The sequence below is a fragment of the Alteromonas sp. PRIM-21 genome (genome assembly GCF_027563165.1).
In the GTDB taxonomy this organism is placed as follows: domain Bacteria; phylum Pseudomonadota; class Gammaproteobacteria; order Enterobacterales; family Alteromonadaceae; genus Alteromonas; species Alteromonas macleodii_A.
Map to the genome: position 1 here is coordinate 15440 of NZ_JADOEK010000015.1, position 19884 is coordinate 35323.

The window sequence follows — 19884 nt, forward strand, 5'->3', positions numbered from 1 at the left end:
AAAGCTTGACTCTATACCAAGTATAGAGTTTACACTCGCGTTATAGGTGAGTAAAGCGAGTGTTTTTATGAGTGGTTGTGGGTGCGAAATTGAGATAAAAGACCAAGAACAAAAGGCAGTTCTCTACTGGCTATTGGGCATCAATGCTGTGATGTTTATCATTGAAATGAGTGTAGGGTTACTCGCTGACTCAACAGCACTTATTGCAGACTCCCTTGATATGTTGGCTGACGCAGTCGTTTACGGTGTTGGTATATATGCAGTAGGGAAAACAATTGTTCACAAAGCCAATGCTGCAAAGGTAAGTGGATATTTTCAATTGGCATTAGGCCTATTAATTTTGTTTGACATAGCTCGTCGCGCAACCTTTGGAAGTGGGCCTGAATCTATGCTTATGATGGGCATGGGCGGTGTTGCACTTATCGCTAACGTTATATGTTTGGCGATAATCAGAAAACAAAAAAATGGCGAGGTGCATATGCGAGCAAGTTGGATATTCTCGGCAAACGACGTCATTGCAAACATAGGAGTGATATTGGCGGGTGTGATGGTTTATCTATTCGATACTCGTTGGCCTGATTTGGTCATAGGTTTTATTGTGTCTATCGTTGTGTTACGAGGCGCAGTCTTAATTCTAAAAGACGCCAGACAGGAATTCCGTGAAAACAGCTCGACGAATGGAGAGATCGTATGAATTTCACTCAAGCAGCAAAACCTTACATACTTCAAAAACTGAGCGCCGCGCATCAATCCCTTTCGAACAATGACAATAAAGCAGGATTTAAGGCCTTAGAGGATGCTCATGTCATCGGTCAGCACTCAACATACCACCACACACGAGTGCATTATGAAATGCTTAAATTTGGAATAGAACGCCGCGACCTTAAAGAGATATTTGGACAAATTTTTAGAATGCTAGGTGCGCTGACTAAAACTCCAATTGGCTTATTGCCTGAGGGCAATACTGGTGGGGCAAACGTGAGTCCATTCAAGTCAATGTCTATTTCACCCGAAAACAAAGCCATATTGGAAAAAATTAGAAATGCACAGTCATAACCATTCACACTCGCAAGAGAATTCAACCGACGCGTCTAAACGTATTGGATGGGCGTTTTTCTTAAATGTGGTGTTCACTGTTATTGAATTCATTGGTGGATGGCTTACCAACAGCACCGCTATTATGGCTGACGCAGTGCACGATTTGGGTGATAGTCTTTCCATTGGTACAGCGTGGGGATTAAACAAGCTTAGCGATAAAGATTCTAATCAAACATTCTCATACGGCTACAAAAGATTTTCCTTACTCGGTGCATTGATTAACGGTATTGTGCTGACGGTAGGCTCCATTTGGATATTGCTTGAAGCGATACCTCGTTTGGCTGAGCCTGAAATGCCCCAAGTTGAAGGGATGGTTTTATTGTCTATCTTTGGGATGGCAGTAAACGGCTTTGCGGCTTATAAACTGAGTGAGGGAGACTCATTAAATGAGCGAGTCCTCAACTGGCATTTGCTGGAAGATGTGCTTGGTTGGGTAGCAGTATTTATCGTGTCCATCGTCTTAATGTTTAAGCCTTGGCCTATTTTAGATCCAATCTTATCCATTGGCTTTACTTTGTTCATCCTTTTCAATGTGTTCCGCAATCTCAAAGAAACCCTAATGCTGTTTTTGCAAGCAACGCCCGATGAAGAACAGCTTTCAAAGATTCGAAGCGATTTACTGGCAAACGATAAGGTAAGTGATCTTCATCATTTTCATATTTGGTCTCTAGACGGTGAGCGTAACGTAATGACGGTCCATCTTGTTCTTGATGAAGATGTCAGTCTTGAGCACCTCCAATCACTCAAAGAAAACATACACAGTTCGTTAGAAAAGTATAAATTTGAACATACGACAGTTGAGCTGGAGTTTGCTAATGAACAATGTCGTGACGAAGTGAATTAGGCTTGGTAACCTTTCATACATGAAAAATCTAAAACGCATAAGTTACATCGTGATCTCGCTGATACTCTTTCAGTCGTTTTCTGCTGTGGCGAATTCGTTAGATTTTCATGCAATAGACATTCAGCACTTGCAACACGAGCATAAGCATTCTGAGCACGAGCAAGTGCAGTCTGAGCTGTCTGCCAATGAAACCAGTGATAAAGTAAGTACAGAGCACCACAATCCTGCTGATTGTCACCATTGCGGCCACTGCCATGGCACACATGCACAATGGGTCAGTCAGAGTCATATCAACAGTCTGAAAACAGTGGTTTCAGTCCACAATTTCAACTATTTAGATGCGGTAATTGACGCACCTATTAACCGCTTACTTCGCCCCCCCAAAATTACTTCCTAGTACGTTTTTTCGATAGCACCGCGCTGATAACACTCGCGATGCTAAATATTGATAAATTATTAGGATATTCCAATGAAAATGTTTCCTATTTTCGGGCATGCATCTGCCATTGTGTGCAGTTGCATACTGGGCTTATTACTCAGTCCACCGACCGCTCATGCGGCGAAAACCAACAGATTTGTAGACAAAAGTGTCCAAGCGCCCATACGAGAAACGCTGACTCTTGAGGACGCTATTAGACTAACACTTGCCAATAATCCAAGTCTGTATGAGTTTAAATTTAAACAACGTGTTATAGACGGAGAGTCAAAAACGGCGGCGCTTAAACCCGCATTGAATGCAGGGGTTGAATTAGAGAACTTTTTGGGAACTGGCGAGGTATCAGGTCTCAAAGAGTTTGAAGTTACCTTGACATTATCATCAGTGTTACAGCTCAATGATAAGCCAGCAGCAAGGTTGAATGTACTCTCTGAACGAAGAATACAGCAAGATGTTGAAAAGCGAATACTCACCTTAGATATCCTCGGTGAGCTTAATCGTCGTTACATCAAAGTACTCGTATTGCAGGCGAACTTAGACGTCATAAAAGATGCAGAGGCACTTGCACTTTATACATTGAATGCCGTAACGAAACGCGTTGAAGCAGGCGCGTCCCCCTTGTTAGAACAAAAACGTGCCCAAGCTGCGCTGGCCCAAGCAAAGCTCGATGTTAATCTAGCTCAACAGGACCTAACGTTTGCCTTGCGCAGTTTATCCATCATGTGGGGGGAGCAGGTACCGAGCTTTAAGCGTGTGGAAGGCGATCTTTTTGCTTTTAATAAGATTGAGTCGTTTGATGCGCTGGCAGTCGCAATCCAAAATAGCCCTCACATTGACCTATACGCTAAACAAAGCCGTGTGCAAGCGGCGCAGCTTCGTTTAGTGCAAGCGAATAACCGCGCTGATATTGAGTGGTCAGCGGGGCTTCGCAGAATGCAAGGTATTGATGAAACAGCACTGGTTGCCGGAGTAAGCGTTCCATTGTTTCAAAAAGAACGAAACCTTGGTGAATATGAAGCAAACAGGGCACGTCTTGACGCAATAGAGCAGCAAAGACAAAGCAACGTTCGAAGCCTATTACATTCAGTTAATCAAGCGTTAGGCGAACATACACGAGCATTGCTAGAGATTGACACACTTCAGCGCAAGGTGATTCCTCCGTTAAAGGGCGCGTTAGATTTAGTCGAGAACGCCTATTTGGAGGGCCGTTTCAGCTACTTGGAATGGGTAACTACTCGACAAGAATTTCTGACAACCCGGCTGACATTAATAGAGGCAGCGTCTCAAGTTCACTTAAGCAAAACAGAAATTGAAACACTCACAGGTCTCGCGCTGACGAATGAGCACAATGATGACTCATTTCACCCAAGTCACAAAAGCAATTGGCAGCAGTCATCTAACATTTCGATAAGAAGTCATGATTATGAATAAATTCACAATACAAAAAGTACTTATTTCTATCTTCACCCTTAGCCTTTATAGCCTAACCGCAATCGCAGGAGGTAAACACAGTGATGTAAGTTCCAGCGATCAAGACAATCACGCAGGTGAAGTCGTAAGAATGAGCAATGAAACAGCAATTCAGAATGGTATTTCTGCAACTCCCGTGCTCGCACGCGATATTGCGTTAACGAGTACGCTTTATGGGCGAATTAGTGCAGACCCCGCCTCATTAAGTCATATAAGAGCACGGTTTGACGGTGTTATTAAAGATGTAAAAGTCAACATTGGCGATTCCGTTAAGAAAGGTGATATTTTAGCGGTTGTTGAGTCCAATGAGAGTTTAAAAAGTTATTCCATCACGTCACCTTTTGATGGCAATGTGATTGCGCGACATGCGAATAATGGTGAGTTATCAAACGGGCAAGTACTTTTTTCGTTAGCTAACTATAAAAACGTATGGGCACAGCTGACCGTTTTTTCACAAATGCTTAGCAGCATCAAGGTTGGACAGTCAGTTGAACTAAGCCACGCAGGTTTCAACCAAACCTCCAAGATTGCATATATTACGCCTTCAGCTGATGGCAATCCACACTCTCTTGCCAATGTAGCTGTCGATAATAGTACTGGATATTGGCCACTCGGTACGCTGGTCAAAGCACAAGTTACGACGTCAACTAAGCCAGTAAGTCATTCGGTTCCTCTATCTTCTGTGCAAGAGTATGAAGCCAAACAAGTTGTTTTTGTGGTTGAGGGTGATGAGTATGCGCCCAGAGCGGTAGAGCTTGGTGTCTCAGATGGTCACTATATCGAGGTTATCAGTGGCCTTGAAGCAGGCGAACGCGTCGTGGCTTCCAATAGCTACATAATTAAAGCAGATTTGGAAAAATCGGAGGCAGGCCATGATCATTAATGCCTCACTACAACTGATATTTCCCTGTCAAATGGCGTGTAGTTCTAAGGGAGGTTTAAGATGCTAGTTTCCATTATTCGTACCGCAATCGAAAAGCGCGGTATTTTTCTGATGCTTTCCTTTTTGGTGATTGGATTAGGCCTATTCAGTTATCAAAAGCTGCCTATTGATGCCGTACCCGATATCACCAACGTTCAGGTACAAATCAACACACAAGCAGAAGGTTATTCACCGCTTGAAACTGAACAACGTATCACCTTTTTGGTAGAAAACGCTTTGGCAGGATTACCAAACTTGGACTACACACGTTCACTATCGCGCTATGGCTTATCACAAGTGACGGCCGTTTTTGAAGAAGGCACGGATCTCTATTTTGCCAGAAACCTCATAAACGAACGGCTAGGCATTATCAAAAGCCAATTGCCCGATGGTATTGAGCCTAAGATGGGGCCGATTGCCACAGGTTTGGGTGAAATTTACATGTACACGCTTAGCGCGAAGCCCGGCACAGTAACTGTCGATGGCAGAAAATTTGATGCAATGGCGCTTCGAGAGTTACACGATTGGGTGGTGAAACCTCAACTGGCCTTGGTGAAAGGGGTAACAGAGGTTAATGCTATTGGGGGGTTTACCAAACAGTATCATGTGAAGCCTAATCCTCAACTTATGCTTAATTACGGCGTTAGTACTGACGATTTATTGCGGGCATTAAATCGAAATAACGCTAATCAGGGCGCTGGGTACATTGAACGCAACGGCCAGCAAATACTAGTACGTTCACAAGCGAGACTTTCGAGCGTTGAGGACATCGGTAACGTGGTGGTAACGCTTACAAACCGATCTCCCGTCACGGTAAGTGACATTGCAGAGGTCGCCATCGGTAAGGAGCTTAGAACGGGCGCTGCAACACGAGAAGGTCAAGAGACGGTGTTGGGCACAGCTATGATGCTAATAGGCGAAAATAGCCGAGCTGTTGCGCTAGACGTGGCTGATAAAGTGGATGAAATCCAAGCAAGCCTGCCAGAGGGCGTAATTATCCAAAGTGTATACGATCGCACTACGCTCGTGGATAAAGCCACCAATACAGTACAAAAAAACCTTGTTGAAGGCGCACTACTCGTTATTGTTGTCTTATTTTTATTGCTGGGCAATATACGGGCAGCAATTATCACCGCCGCTGTCATCCCACTTGCCATGCTTGCCACAATAATAGGCATGGTACAAACGGGCGTTAGCGCGAACCTAATGAGCTTAGGTGCGTTAGACTTTGGACTGATTGTTGACGGAGCGGTTATTATCGTCGAGAACTGTATTAGGCGATTAAGTGAATCGCAGCGGCGAACGGGTGCAATACTGCCTCTTAAAGAACGGCTGGAAGTCGTATTTGAGGCAACGAATGAGGTGATACGCCCAAGTCTATTTGGCGTGATGATAATCACGATTGTGTACATTCCTATCTTTAGCTTAACAGGTGTCGAAGGGAAGATGTTTCACCCAATGGCGGCTACCGTAATATTGGCATTGCTAGCGGCAATGGTATTTTCAATCACCATTGTGCCCGCAGCTGTTGCTATGTTTATGTCAGGCAAAGTCAGTGAAAAAGCGAGTCCAATAATCACTGGGGCTAAATCAGTTTACCGCCCTGTACTGGAGTGGGCATTAAAATTACGATGGTTGGTAGTAGGTGCAGCAACATTACTCGTAGTTATCAGTGTTTGGTTTGGGATGCGCCTAGGTTCTGAATTTGTGCCGCAACTAGATGAGGGTGACATAGCCCTTCATGCAATGAGAGTGCCCGGCACAGGAATTGAACAAGCTGTCGATATGCAAAAACGGCTTGAACAGGTCATTATGCAATACCCACAGGTAAACACCGTATTTGCTAAAACGGGTACTGCTGAGGTGGCTACTGATGCTATGCCACCCAACGTCACTGACACTTTTGTAATGCTAAAACCAATTGATGAATGGCCAAACCCTGCATTATCGAAAACGGAATTTGTCGAGCAATTGGAGAGGGATCTTCAAAATGTACCCGGCAATAACTATGAGTTTACGCAACCTATACAGATGCGCTTTAACGAATTAATTAGTGGCGTTAGGGCAGATTTAGGGATCAAGATATATGGTGATGATCTGGATAAGCTGCGGGATTCAGCTGGTGATGTTTTATCCGTATTACAAGATATTCCGGGCGCTGCTGATGCACGAGTAGAACAAGTAGATGAGATCCCCATCTTCACGGTGAACCCGAAGCCTTATGCGCTGGCGCGTTACAACTTAGACGTAACTGACTTGCAAACGTGGTTAAGTGCATCAGTTGGCGGCAAAGAAGCTGGTTTGGTATTTGAAGGCGACAGACGCTTTGAGATTGTTGTTCGTTATCCTGAAGAGATTCGCAATGATTTAGAAGCGCTGGGAAATATACCCATCATGACCAATGATGGTGAGTATGTGCCAATCGCCGAGGTGGCTGAGCTTGAATATACCAATATACCCAGTCAAATAAGTCGAGAAAACGCAAAACGCCGTATCGTCGTCACAGCAAATGTGAGAGATCGTGATTTAGGCTCTTTTGTCAATGATGCTAAAGAGCAAATCGCAGCCAATGTGGCACTGCCGAGTGGTTATTGGATAAGTTATGGTGGAACGTTTGAGCAATTGGAAAGTGCAAGTCAACGACTGAGCTTGGTTGTGCCCGCAACGCTTTTCCTGATCCTTGCATTACTTGTGATTGCATTTGGCTCAGTCAAAGACGCCTTGATAATTTTCACAGGCGTCCCTTTGGCATTAACTGGCGGCATCTTTGCTCTTTGGATCAGAGATATGCCTCTTTCAATATCGGCAGGGATTGGTTTTATCGCGCTCTCTGGTATTGCTGTATTGAATGGTCTGGTAATGCTGTCTTTTATCAGGCAGAGGATGGAAGAGACTGGCGAGTTGGTAAACTCGATTATTGATGGTGCAATGACTCGCTTGCGGCCAGTGCTGATGACAGCGTTAGTGGCGAGTCTTGGTTTCGTGCCCATGGCGCTTAACGTAGGTACTGGCGCAGAGGTGCAGCGACCTCTGGCAACGGTGGTCATTGGTGGGATCATATCCTCTACCTTGTTAACTCTGGTTGTACTACCTGTACTCTATAGACTCGTTCACTATAAGGTGAATTAGCAGCACTGGGGCATTTGGGTTTATAAATCAATGCCCCGGATTTACTTACCCCCATGACGATCATTCGACTTCTTTTGACAAAATGGGGAGGTGGCTCGTAAATCGCTTTGTAATAAAAATTTGGAGTTGTAGGGTTGGTTATCAATTGTAATATTCAACATTCGGCTTTTGGAGGCGCATCCTGTGGACTATTGTGGTCTGAATAACTGCTTTATGCCACTGAAGAGTCAGTCAGAATAAAGCATATTAACTTCCGCTTATGGTAAATATCGGAATCAAGAGCAGAGAGCCCTGAACGTCTGCTGTTTGTCTGAAGCGGACCAGCGCATTGGTTGTGGTCAATGTCCGCTTTACTCATAGCCGACCTCTGTCCCCCAGAGTGCAAACTTCTACTTCACGTAAACAACAGCCCTTCGTAATTGATACCTTTCTATTATCTAAAATGTCAGAACAAGTTGAGACTCACCAAATTTAGCTTTTGAAAACTTCTTTTAAAATAAAAACATGACCAATAGACATTAGCTTTCTATCCTCAACTTTTACATCAATGTCACCATTATAACGAATAAAGTGCGGCTTATATCTGACCTGTACTATCATTGAATTTCGGAAACCATCACGAATTGATTCTACTTTTTTCAAAAATAGACTGTCTCGATCTTCTACCCTATTCTTATCGCATGTCACATTGATTGCGACCATTGGTATAAGCTTGTTATTCGCACGAATATTACTAATTGTATCTTTTGGTGAATTGAATAGCAGTGTCTCCATATCTATATCGAGAAGCTGATCCGTTGCTTTGTTTAACGCCTTTTAAATTCTATTGTTGTTGTTGTTGGTTGCGCTGGTTCTTACAGCTTTGCATTCAATAAAAGTGGCGTGTCTCTTACTGAATAGACCTATATCAATGCGCCCCTTTGATTCATTTTTATTTCGTGTAGCGGTCAGCTCCGATACTGGATAAAAGACCGCCTTGTCATTTCTCTGTAGATGGTAGGCAGATTGCATAATGAGCGGTGTCAGCGATATTTCCTTAGCGGCTGTAGGCAGGCACAGTACTGGCACAATGGGCACGCTGTTTCTATATTCGACAATCTGGTTACAGACTTCGTCCATTAGCCCTCTAAGCGACACCAATATGTTGTAGGGCGCAAAAATTTTCCATGTGTTATCTTCAATCAACATTATTACTCCTTGCTATTAATTTCACTACGCTGTTATATAAGTCTGACTGGTTGAGCGCTTCTTGGCGGGGATTGCCGGTACGCTTTTTTGTTTGCTTTGCAGCTCTCCAGCCTTCGTTGAACGCCAGCGCGATCATTAACGATAAGCGCTCTCTGTCGTAGTTTTTCAGTCTTTTGGTAAAGCTGTCGAGCATCAATTCGGTGCTATCAAAGTTTCCTTCGCCTAACCGCTGCTTAGCCAGGTCCACATCGTGTTCATACTCGCGATAGTCCGGTGACAATAAAAAGTCTATCGCCTCTTCCAATGTGTCGGCGCCCACCTGCGCTTTAAACTTATCAAGCATATTAAGAGAATGTGATTTTAATTGAAGATTTTTTATTCCTCTTTTTTCTCTGTGTTTGTGCGCTCTAAATCTATTTTGAAGCTTTTTAATGGCATCTTGAGTAATTATTTTTCTAAGGCAATCATAAGTCTTTTTAGGCTCTAAAAAATTAATATCTTCATCGCTTATAATTTCTTTTTCGCCACTTATAAAATCGTCGCTTTTTAAAGATGAAATGAATTTATCAAAATTATTTTCTATATATTCCTGCCAAACCGTATCGTTGCTCACTACCCTGCCCTGCGTTTGCGTTACTTATAACGCTTTTATATCACGACTGTAGCTACCCTACTATTGTTATTTTGTGCAAGCGTTATATGTAACGCTTTATTTACTCTCTTTGTTGTGCTATTTTATTATTATAGATAATTAAAGTTATATCGAATAATGAAATGACTAAGACACTTTCTCTATCTCAGAACGACTTCGCTCTTAACAACGAACATAAAATAAGCGTTGTAGAAAACCTGACAGAGTTGCGCGATTCTGTATGGGAAACGATGTCGTTTAATACTCGTAAAGCATATCAATCAGATTTTAACCAATACCTACAATTTTGCCGTAAAAACGAATTACCAGCTCTAGCAAGTGACTGGAAAATAACAAAGCGATCATGTCAGGCATTCTTTGATGGTCTAATGATCACAGAGCTAAAACATCACACTATTAAACGTAAACTCGCTGCAATACGCTTTTTTATAGGAGTTAGCGAATTGCCAGATCCTTGGAAGCATTCAAAGTTATTTAATAGATATGTAAACGGCAAACTAAAAGAAAAGCCTTCCGTACAGAAGCAGGCAAAACCTCTAAAACTACACCACGTTCGCGAAGCAAGTTGTGCTGTTGATACCGACTCTCTACTGGGGTTACGCGATGCAGTTTTGATCAACTTGGCTATTGATACCTTATTTCGAGCATCGAATATATTGGCCATTGAAGTTAAGCATATCGATTGGCAAGCAAGAACCGTATTCGCACCTCGCTCGAAAACCGACCAACTAGGTGATGGACACTTTGGTTTCTTTTCTAATGAAACGTCCTCGTTGCTTAAGAAGTGGCTTGAAAAAGCGCAGATTTCTGAAGGGTTCATTTTTAGGAAGTTATCCCCAAAGCAAACGATCCAAGAAGCGCCTATGCAATATCAAGCACTGTTGAAACGGTATGAAGCGATAGGTGTAACATTAAATGCTGATGGTAAGTTTACATGTCACAGCACACGCACTGGGGGTGTGCTCACTATGATGGAAGCCAATGTACCTATGGCAGAAATAGTTCTTTCAGGCAACTGGAAAAACGAAACTATGGCTATTCGTTATGCAAAACAGTATCAGGCCGGAAAAACTGGAATGGCGAAAGTTCGGTAGTCAGAGCGGAGTTCACTAATTAGAAAGGCGCAGTCTGATAATGACATGCATTTACTAACGTATCGTTACGCCCATCCCCTTTTAAAAATGCTAAAACTTTCCAAGGGAACACTAAGTCGAGGGTTTTAGTTTATTCACCTAAAATATTAAAAAAGGCCAAACACTTTTACATGCTTGACCTTTGGCACACACAACCGTTTGTGTTAAACGCTTACCTTAAAATGTATATCCTACGTTGAAGCTGTAAGTACGGCCGGCGTAACGAATGCGGTTAACCGCATCTTCGTTCCCGCCAATATACTCATAACCTTGATCTTCAGTTAAGTTAAATGCTCGGAAATCAAACCTTAAGTTACTGTTATAACGGTAATTTACAGCCATATCTAAACGGCCTCTGCTCGTTTCAAATCGTGCATCAGTTCCTAGGAAGGCGCTGTTAGTACCATCAAGAATAATATTCTGCGATAGTTGCTGTGCATCACGCCAGTTATAGGAAAGGCGAATACTTATACCGTCATTTTCCCAATATCCCACTATGTTGTAGGACTCAGGCGAAACTCTTAGAAGCGTAGTTCCATCATCAGATTCATCAGTATTAATCTTAGTATAGTTAACAACACCACCGAAACCATTCCATGGATAAGGCAAGAAATCGAGTTTCTGCTGTACTGCGACTTCATAACCCGACACCTTGATAGAACCATCTGTATTTATTGAACGATTTACAGTGATACGGCGACCATCTTCATTAACATTCCCTTGAGAATCGGTGAAGGGTGATAGCTCACGACACTCTAAGCCCCCCGTCCCACTGCCTTCAACAAGGCCTGTAGGACCAAATAAGCCTTCGCTAATATCACTTGGAATATCATCACCACAAATTGGTTCACGTCCGAATAAGCCAGTAATTTCTTTCTCAAAAAAGCCAATTGAAATAGCACTGCCTTCTCGGTTATACCACTCTAAAGACACATCAAAGTTATCAGCAGTATACGGTTCTACGTCGGAAGATGGTAAGTCAACGCGCACCCCAGTCACATCACCATCATCGTTCTCACTCGGCGTGATAATCGTCGTTGGGTTTTGACTGCGAAGATTAGGCCTAACAAGAGCTTCGTATCCCGCCATACGCAAAATAACATCATCAGTTAACTCAAACTTAATGTTCCACGATGGCAAATTATGGGTGTAGCTATTTGCTGATGTACGCGTCTGAAGAACATTGTCTGCGTCAACAAATGCTCCGACAAATTCGTTGTTCGTTTCAATTCTTCGCAAACCTAGGTTACCTGAGTAAAAAACGCGACCCAGATTACCACTGAAATTACCCATGATATATGCTGCATCAATATCTTGCGTCGTACTAAAGTTACGAGCATAGAATTGGTTTCTTCCGCCAGCTTCTCTTATAGCCCAACCTGTAGGTGAAGCAAGCTGTGCCTCGGGCAAACGGTCTAGAATTCCTTCTTGGAGTAGAGGGCGAAGACTCTCTGAATTAATAGTTAGCCAGCCCGTATCAGGACCAAAGGCCCCAGGGAAATTCCCATTGAAGAATTCTCCTTGCGTTTCAACAAACAACTTAGCATCACCGAATAAGTTTTCTGCATTTAATGCGTCGACATTTATGCCACCAGCTCCTATACGAAGGTCGTTATTGATAAGTTCTTCAGTCTGATATCGATAACCGCCTTTCACAGAATCTAAACGAAAAACATCTTTAAACCCGAGATCGGTATACCGTAATATATTTAGTTCACCTGAATCCATTTCGCGAATAGGGTTATCAACTCGACCATTCACATAGAAATCAACGCGTCTATCGTCATTAACAGCACGATCAAGTCCGCTATTAAATTGTGAAATACTAGGTGCTCTCCAATTACCGTCGTAAGAGAAAGAGTTCAGAGCAGATGGGTCTAGCACATTGATTAATGCCTGTCCCAAATCACCATTGCCTGTATTAATTTCGATATCAACGCCTGTAGGATTGTAACGTTGTCTAGCTCCATCAACGAGATGGCGTACATCAAGGCCTTCATTGATAAAAAAGTTTTCTGATTCTGACTTAGAAAACTTAGCGTCTATCTTCCAATCTTCTTTTACATAGTCGCCATATAAGAAGAGACCTTTAGCGTCTTCCGTAAACTGGAATAAACGATTAGCCGGTTGCCAATTCACGTTGGTAATACTGGCATGGCCAACAGTATAGGTTTGAGGTTCACCGGGTCCAGCGAACCCCGAAGCAGAAGGCGCACCCAATAACGTGACTTGCTGCTGGGCGTTATCGGCTTGTCGACGCAACAGAAATTGCGAGTCTTCTAAATTGCTTTGATCAAGCGTTCGCTTGGTGTAGATGTAATCTAATCCGAGTTTAAGATTATCTGTAGCCTTAAACTCAATGTTTACCGCTCCAGAATGACGGTCACCATTTCTCACTTCTGCCGCTTGACCCGCACGAGAAATGACACGTATTTGAGAGTTATCTTCTAACCCATGCTGAGCGCGATAGGCGTCAATAGCTTCTTCACTTATAACGGGCCTAACACCCGTTTGCTCGCCTGTTTCTTGGTTGAAAGTGACCAAGTCGGTATATTGTGAGAAATTTACAGTATCACGGCGATAATTTTGCTCAGAACCGGCTGCCTTGATAGCGATACCTAGACGACCGTCCATAAAGTGTTTAACACCTTGAAACCGATAAGTAGTATTGAACTCGTCAGACAAATCTTCATAACGAGTTCCTAAGTCTACTTTCAAAAAACCATCTTTCTTGCTTAATGCTCTTTGGAATTTAAGGTCTACTATTCCTGCAATACCACCCGCTTGTAGATCGGCTGTTGGACTTTTTATTACATTTACGCCGTCAAATATACCTGCTTCAAACGCGCCAAATGGATTAGCAGCGCCCGCTGCACCAGCACTTCGACTAGGAGTCGCTATTGATTGTCCACCAGCAGTAGTTTGAACGAAACTACCGGGCAGGCCTCGAAGACTAATTTCACCGTCGCGACTTCCGCTATCACGATTTAACTGAATACCAGGCAATGATTGAAGCGCTTCACCTAAATCTAAAGCTGGAAGTAATTCCATATCGGACGCTGAAATGGCATCTACCACAGAATCCGCCGCTCTTTTGGTAAACAGAGACTGCTCTAAAGCTCCCCTAAACCCTGATACTTCAATAATTTCTACATCTGCTTCATCAACCTCATTGGCTTTGGTATCTTGTGTAGATTTCGCGCTATCCAGTGCATTCTTAACCTCTTGCGCCAGTAGAGTTGGTGAACTTACCATCATGAGCGCAGCGGCTGAACCAACCATTATAGCTTTGACTTTAAATGCCGATTTAGAGTGTTTTTTAGTAGCCATCGGTTTTACCTTAAAGATTAGTTTGTAATGTGCTTTCTGTTCATAAATTCGCAATATTCAATTTTTATTAAATACGAATTAACATAACATTAACACCCCACCGCTCAAGATCAAGTCATTTTCAATCATTTTGGGTCTTTTTTTACACAAGCAAGGTTGTTCAAGGTAATTTAAAAAGTACCAGACCTGTCCGATAGTCTCGTAATCAATTGAAATGTATGACGTAAATAGTTTATCGATATTTATTGTGCTAACTTAACTTATTAAGCCACCTGTTAATATCCGGGAACATATAAGCATTTATAATCACCAGCGGTCTATTAGACATAGGCTTAATTTGTTAACAAATGCGCAACAACACTTGCTTTTATGGATATTAATATCAACACGGTAACTAGATAGGGAAAAGGTCGACTACGTGTCGTACAAATCCATCTATCTTTTATAGACTAAAGAATATACGCATATCAGAAATGCGCCTGGAACTGCGTTGTTTAGTCATGTCTCGCACACCTCTAAACGCCCAATAAAGTCAAAATAAATGAAAATGATGCTTTATGACTTGTTTTGATTGTTTTGTACGGTTAATATTGCTTCACAAATCTTTTACAAGACTTTTAAGAGACACACACTTAAATCACACAACCAAGAGACTAGGTCGATGCAAAACACAAGATCAAATATTAATAGAAAGCTGTTGGGCAACACAGCTGCACTATTATTAACCATTAGCTCTCCTACACTGCTAGCTCAAGAGGTTAATACTGCAGTCAATAACGCACAGCAGAGTACTGAGAAAAATCAGATTGATGACGATGTAGAAGTTATTGAAGTATCGGGTGTAAGAGCGTCACTTGAAAATGCCCTTAACACCAAACGCAATGCTGCATCTATTGTCGATGCAATTTCTGCTACCGATATCGATGCTTTGCCAGCATTAGATTTTGGTGAAGCGCTGCAGGCGATACCTGGTGTTCAGTTGAACTCTGACGAGGAAGGAAGACAAAGTACAATCAGCCTTCGTGGTTTAGGTAGTGGTTTCGTTAAAACAACGGCATTTGGACAGTCTTTTGCTACACCTTCTGGCGCCAACAACATTAACTCAGTCGGGGAACCAAACCCGTTTGCTGCTTTTGAAGCAAGTATTTTTGATGGCGTTACTGTAGTAAAGAGCCCAACAGCGGATATGCAAGCTGGCGGTATAGCGGGTACGGTAGATCAACAGTTGCAACAGGCTCTTTCTAAGCGAGATGGAACAGCTTCTATAAGTTTAGGTGGACGTTATGAAGATCTAACGGAAAACGTTGACCCTAACTTCAGAATATCAGGTGTAAAGCACCTAATTGACAATAAGCTGGGTGTTGCATTTAAACTCGCTGGTTCAGGCCAAACATTCAGACGCGATACATTCGATATTATAGACTACACTTCTGTTGACACCGTAGATGGTGATGTTCGCGCAACTAATATCGCAGAGTATCGCGAAAAGTGGGGATTGGAAGAGGACGCGCAGCTTACCGCGCCAGCTCGAGGTCGAAATGTTAGTGAGTACAGCGATGGTGACCGTATTTCTTTCTCAGGAAACATCGAATATCGTGTAAACGAAAACTTTAAACTTGGTGCTCATTTACTTTATTCAGAACGAGACTTGGCATCAGGTACCAAAGAAGCTACAACAATCAGTCCCGGTTTTAATACCCGTCGCCGTGACAGAGATAACTTTGACGCACGTGTTACTTTAGATATGGATACAGCACCGTTTGCCTATGACCGAACGGCAGACGAAGAGGGAGCCCCGTTAGTTTATGCAGTATCTAAATACGACTTCACTAACGGGTCACTCCAAAATGAAAATCGCGAAACTACCTTTAGAGAAAAAACCGAAGGTATTATTCTTTATGCAGATTATTTCACAGAAGATTGGGCGTTTGATGGCAAAATCACACACTCTGAAGCAAGTAATCAGTTTCAGAACGTCGGCTATACATTCTTGTCGAATCAGGATTGGCGTGATTCATTCAACTTTACGGACGCTGACGGTCGTCGAACTGGCGTAGATAGTGTACCAACAGGATTCAATGGTACAATTGATTCAGGTAACGGGAATCTAGATAATATTGTTGTTCAAGGACAGTATGATCAACCGTACGTTTACAATGACTTAGTATGGCAAGTTCCAAATCTAAGCTCTTCAAGCATTAACTCTGTTTCTGATGCAAACCAAGGTCGTCGCTTATCTTTCAGAGTGACGGGGCGTGTCCGCGATCTATCGCGCGAATTGAGCAGCGCTGAATTCAATGCAGAACGATTTGTAGACTTCGGCTTAGGTGATAAACTTAATTTTGAAACTATCAAGTTCGGTGCGCGATTCTCACGAGAGTCTTTAGAAAGTATTGACCAGAGACAAAGCTTGGCAGGCATTGATACAAGTAATATCTCTGATGCGTTCCTGACCGACAACACCTTATCGTCACAGCAAAATGATTATTTCGGCGGTAATATTCCAGGCACGTTCGATAATACTTCGGGATGGTTAACCATCGATAATGCTTTAGCTCTGCAAATGCTTCAACAAGGTATTGAAACTGACGTAAATAATATTCCAACTGCAACTTCTTTCAGCACACCATTTCCAGGGTTAGTACGCAATAGGACTGGTTTTTGGGACCAACAAGATAGAAACAGCGGTTTGCCAACTAACTTAGGCTTTAATTTCGATGCAGAGCAAGACATTTTGGCAATGTACGTCATGTCTGATTTTGGTGGCGAATTGGGCTCAATACCCTATCGCGGGAACATTGGTGTACGCCATGTACAAACAGATAACACCTTTGACGGTTTTGAAACTCAAGTTGACGAACGCGGTCGTAACGGCGTAGCGGCGCCAGTCACGTTTGAGGATGATTATCAACATACGCTTCCTATGGCAAACATCACCTTCGAGGTTCATGATGATGTATTGTTAAGAGCTGCTTACTATGAAGGCATTGTTCGTCCAAATCTGCTTGCTCAGCGCCCAACCGCAGCGCTAAGGGGCGGTAACCAAACAGTTCGTCTAGACCTGCCGACCGCGACAGTACGTCCTTACGAGGCAAAAAACTACGACATTTCATTAGAATGGTATAACCGCGAAGGTAGTGCAATTTCTGTAGGTTATTTTAAGAAAGACATTACAAACTTGTTTGATTCTGAGCAAGGTTTCTGCCCTGACCCAGGTACAAACCCAATTGTCGATAGACTACTTGGCGATATTGAACGTACCCCAGGGACCAATGGTCGAGAGTTTGGCTGTATTCAGACAACACCTATCATTGATGATGATGGAAATGAAAACTTGAGGGAAGTAAACATTGTCGCTCCAATCAATGTTTCTGACACCATCACTGTTGAAGGTTACGAAGTTGCAATCCAGCAAAAACTAGATTTCCTACCCTACCCATGGAACGGCTTCGGTGGCGTATTTAACTATACAAGTTTAGACCAAGAAGGCAGCGAAGTTGAGTTAACACGTGTTTCGCCTGAATCGTTCAATGTGATTACGTATTGGGAAAACGACGGTATAAGCTTACGCTTGTCTTATAACTGGCGTGACGATCAAACTCTTAGAGGTGCAAACTCGTTCCTAGGTACCAATGCACGTACCAGAAAAGCGATTGGACGTTTAGATTTCGTTGGTTCTTATGCACTTAACGAGAAGACTAAATTATTCCTTCGTGCTTTCAACTTAACGGATGAGATTGGTGAAGAGTTCTTAGGAACAGACGAGCGTGCTATTAGTCGCCTAACCTATACAGGTCGTATCTATCAGTTAGCAGTCAACTACAGATTCTAATTGATTTAATAATTGGTGGGCGAGTGCGCAATGTACTCGCCTGTCCCTGTTGCTTCTACCAGTCACTCCCATTTTTTACGCAATTTTTACGCGTATTTTCTTATCAGCCTTGATACATTTCTGTAAGACCTTTTATTTTTAGCGGGGCGCTTCATCCAATGCGAGATGGCATCATAACCGTAGGCATAATGGTGATTTTTACACTTATTTGTTTGCTGTTAAGAAATTGGTTTTTACCTATTGGAGGAACTTTACTCATACTCCAGTTGGGTGCAGTAACTTGCTCCATTCTGTTTTCACGTATGAATGGACTAGTAGCGGCCATTATAGGTGCTATAAGCTTTAACTTTTTATTTACCGCGCCATTTTATTCGGTACGAATGAGCGATGTTGACGATGTAATAAATATAGCGACGTTTCTCGTGGTGGCTGTATTAGCCAGTGAGTTCTCTTCTTTTTACAAGAGACAGCAAACCGCTCTTCGCAAAGCACAACTCCAAGCAAACGTGCTAAGGTCAGTTTCTCACGATCTACGCACCCCTTTATCAACAATAATCGGCTCCATGGAAACCTTAGATACCTACTATCACTCGCTTCCCGAAAACGATAAGCGAGATTTGATAAAGGGGAGTATTGTCGAAAGCAAAAGATTACATGCTTACATAGAGAATATTTTGCAAGCTACGCGTATTCAAAACGATCTGTTGATAGCCGGGCGAGAGCGAATTTCAATAAACTCGCTGATTGAAAACGTATTAACTCGCTTTAGCAATCCTCGTATTGTGACTAGCTTTTCGGGGCATCTTCGTCAAATTTATGCAAGCGGCCCACTTTTAGAACAAGCTATGTTTAATGTCATCGATAACGCACTTAAATTTAGCGAACAAGAAGTGCTTGTAAAAGTAAAAAGCGATTCGAAATACACAAATATAATTGTAGAAGACAGTGGTATTGGGCTTAAAGATGGCGACACACAACGCCCGTTTATGCTTTTTTCTTCATCAAGAGATGGTGATGTCGGTACTGGAGGAATTGGTTTAGGGCTAAACGTCGCCCAAGGTATAGCAGAGGCGCACAAAGGTAGGCTAATACTCGAAAACTTAGCGCCAGGTTGTCGTGCAATTATTTCCATCCCAAACCTAAGTGAAAAATCGTCATGAACAAAATCCTTATTGTTGAAGATGACGCAAACATTCGCAGAATGATATGTATTGCCCTGAAGGCCGAGGGGTTTAAGCCCCTTGAAACATCTAATGTTAAAGACGGACTCATCACAGCGCTTAAAGAAAAGCCAGAACTGATAATATTGGATCTTGGCCTTCCCGATGGCGACGGTAAAGAAATTCTAGCTAGAATTAGACGCACAAGTAGCGTGCCTGTTCTAATTTTATCCGCTAGACATTCAGAAGATGACAAAGTAGGTATGTTGATGGCTGGAGCTAACGACTACGTTAGCAAGCCTTTCAGTATAAAAGAATTGATAGCACGCATTCGAGTTCTTCTAAGGGATATTACCCCCGTCATTCCTACCGCGGAACGACGTAGAAAGATACAGAACCTAACAATTGACCTGGATAGCGGATTAATATCACTAGGCAACATAGACATCTCACTCACCCCAAAAGAACTGCACCTTATCGACCTTTTAACACGGGAAGTCGGGGTCTTTGTTAACCAACAAACACTCATTCGCTCTATTTGGGGTAATTATAATAGCGAAGACACACATTACGTAAGAATTCTGGTCAGTCACGTTAGGAAAAAACTTTCTGCTCTAAATTCAAATTGTTTTTCGATTGAGACTTCTGCAGGGAACGGATATCGCTTCCTCGTCAGTCACACGGAGTAAA

At 42.7% G+C, this 19884-nt stretch carries 14 protein-coding genes; 11 read left to right on the top strand and 3 right to left on the bottom strand.

Annotation, left to right across the window (positions count from 1 at the left end; all coding sequences use genetic code 11):
* Nucleotides 1-67 precede the first annotated feature (67 nt).
* The 7 genes from IW644_RS17375 to IW644_RS17405 all read left to right on the top strand — a co-directional run bounded on the left by IW644_RS17375 (nt 68) and on the right by IW644_RS17405 (nt 7899).
* Nucleotides 68-694, top strand: a complete 627-nt coding sequence (locus IW644_RS17375) for a cation transporter (protein ID WP_014951211.1) — start codon at nt 68-70, stop codon at nt 692-694.
* A complete protein-coding gene (locus IW644_RS17380) occupies nt 691-1056 on the top strand; it encodes a DUF3703 domain-containing protein (protein ID WP_014951212.1) in 366 nt (121 codons plus the stop codon). The genes IW644_RS17375 and IW644_RS17380 overlap by 4 nt, the downstream gene beginning before the upstream one ends.
* Nucleotides 1043-1942, top strand: a complete 900-nt coding sequence (locus tag IW644_RS17385; RefSeq protein WP_014951213.1) for a cation diffusion facilitator family transporter — start codon at nt 1043-1045, stop codon at nt 1940-1942. Before IW644_RS17380 ends, IW644_RS17385 begins: the two co-directional genes overlap by 14 nt.
* 19 nt (nt 1943-1961) lie before the next feature.
* Nucleotides 1962-2339 (top strand): hypothetical protein, encoded by a 378-nt coding sequence (locus IW644_RS17390; RefSeq protein WP_014951214.1) that lies wholly within the window; start codon nt 1962-1964, stop codon nt 2337-2339.
* Between the two features lie 72 nt (nt 2340-2411).
* Nucleotides 2412-3809 carry a TolC family protein gene (locus IW644_RS17395; protein ID WP_269918650.1) on the top strand — a complete coding sequence of 466 codons (1398 nt, stop codon included), beginning with the start codon at nt 2412-2414 and terminating at the stop codon, nt 3807-3809.
* On the top strand, nt 3802-4731 hold the full coding sequence (locus IW644_RS17400) for an efflux RND transporter periplasmic adaptor subunit (protein ID WP_269918651.1): 930 nt from the start codon (nt 3802-3804) through the stop codon (nt 4729-4731). Before IW644_RS17395 ends, IW644_RS17400 begins: the two co-directional genes overlap by 8 nt.
* A 60-nt stretch (nt 4732-4791) precedes the next feature.
* The gene (locus IW644_RS17405; protein WP_269918652.1) at nt 4792-7899 is read left to right on the top strand and encodes an efflux RND transporter permease subunit; all 3108 of its coding nucleotides are present in this window, start codon (nt 4792-4794) and stop codon (nt 7897-7899) included.
* A gap of 816 nt (nt 7900-8715) precedes the next feature.
* Here the strand turns inward: IW644_RS17405 and IW644_RS17410 are convergent.
* Nucleotides 8716-9087 (bottom strand): hypothetical protein, encoded by a 372-nt coding sequence (locus IW644_RS17410; protein WP_269918653.1) that lies wholly within the window; start codon nt 9085-9087, stop codon nt 8716-8718.
* Nucleotides 9077-9700 (bottom strand): hypothetical protein, encoded by a 624-nt coding sequence (locus IW644_RS17415; RefSeq protein WP_131094912.1) that lies wholly within the window; start codon nt 9698-9700, stop codon nt 9077-9079. The genes IW644_RS17410 and IW644_RS17415 overlap by 11 nt, the downstream gene beginning before the upstream one ends.
* A gap of 161 nt (nt 9701-9861) precedes the next feature.
* On the opposite strand from IW644_RS17415, the gene IW644_RS17420 reads away from it, so the two are divergent.
* Nucleotides 9862-10833 carry a tyrosine-type recombinase/integrase gene (locus IW644_RS17420; RefSeq protein WP_269918654.1) on the top strand — a complete coding sequence of 324 codons (972 nt, stop codon included), beginning with the start codon at nt 9862-9864 and terminating at the stop codon, nt 10831-10833.
* Nucleotides 10834-11049: 216 nt separating this feature from the next.
* On the opposite strand, the gene IW644_RS17425 is transcribed toward IW644_RS17420, so the two are convergent.
* Complete coding sequence (locus IW644_RS17425) at nt 11050-14202, bottom strand: TonB-dependent receptor (RefSeq protein WP_269918655.1); 3153 nt, start codon at nt 14200-14202, stop codon at nt 11050-11052.
* Between the two features lie 661 nt (nt 14203-14863).
* On the opposite strand from IW644_RS17425, the gene IW644_RS17430 reads away from it, so the two are divergent.
* The 3 genes from IW644_RS17430 to IW644_RS17440 all read left to right on the top strand — a co-directional run bounded on the left by IW644_RS17430 (nt 14864) and on the right by IW644_RS17440 (nt 19883).
* On the top strand, nt 14864-18034 hold the full coding sequence (locus IW644_RS17430) for a TonB-dependent receptor (RefSeq protein ID WP_269918656.1): 3171 nt from the start codon (nt 14864-14866) through the stop codon (nt 18032-18034).
* A gap of 158 nt (nt 18035-18192) precedes the next feature.
* Complete coding sequence (locus IW644_RS17435) at nt 18193-19194, top strand: sensor histidine kinase (protein WP_269918657.1); 1002 nt, start codon at nt 18193-18195, stop codon at nt 19192-19194.
* Entirely contained in the window at nt 19191-19883 is a 693-nt protein-coding gene (locus IW644_RS17440) for a response regulator (protein WP_131094908.1), read from the top strand. Before IW644_RS17435 ends, IW644_RS17440 begins: the two co-directional genes overlap by 4 nt.
* Nucleotide 19884 lies beyond the last annotated feature (1 nt).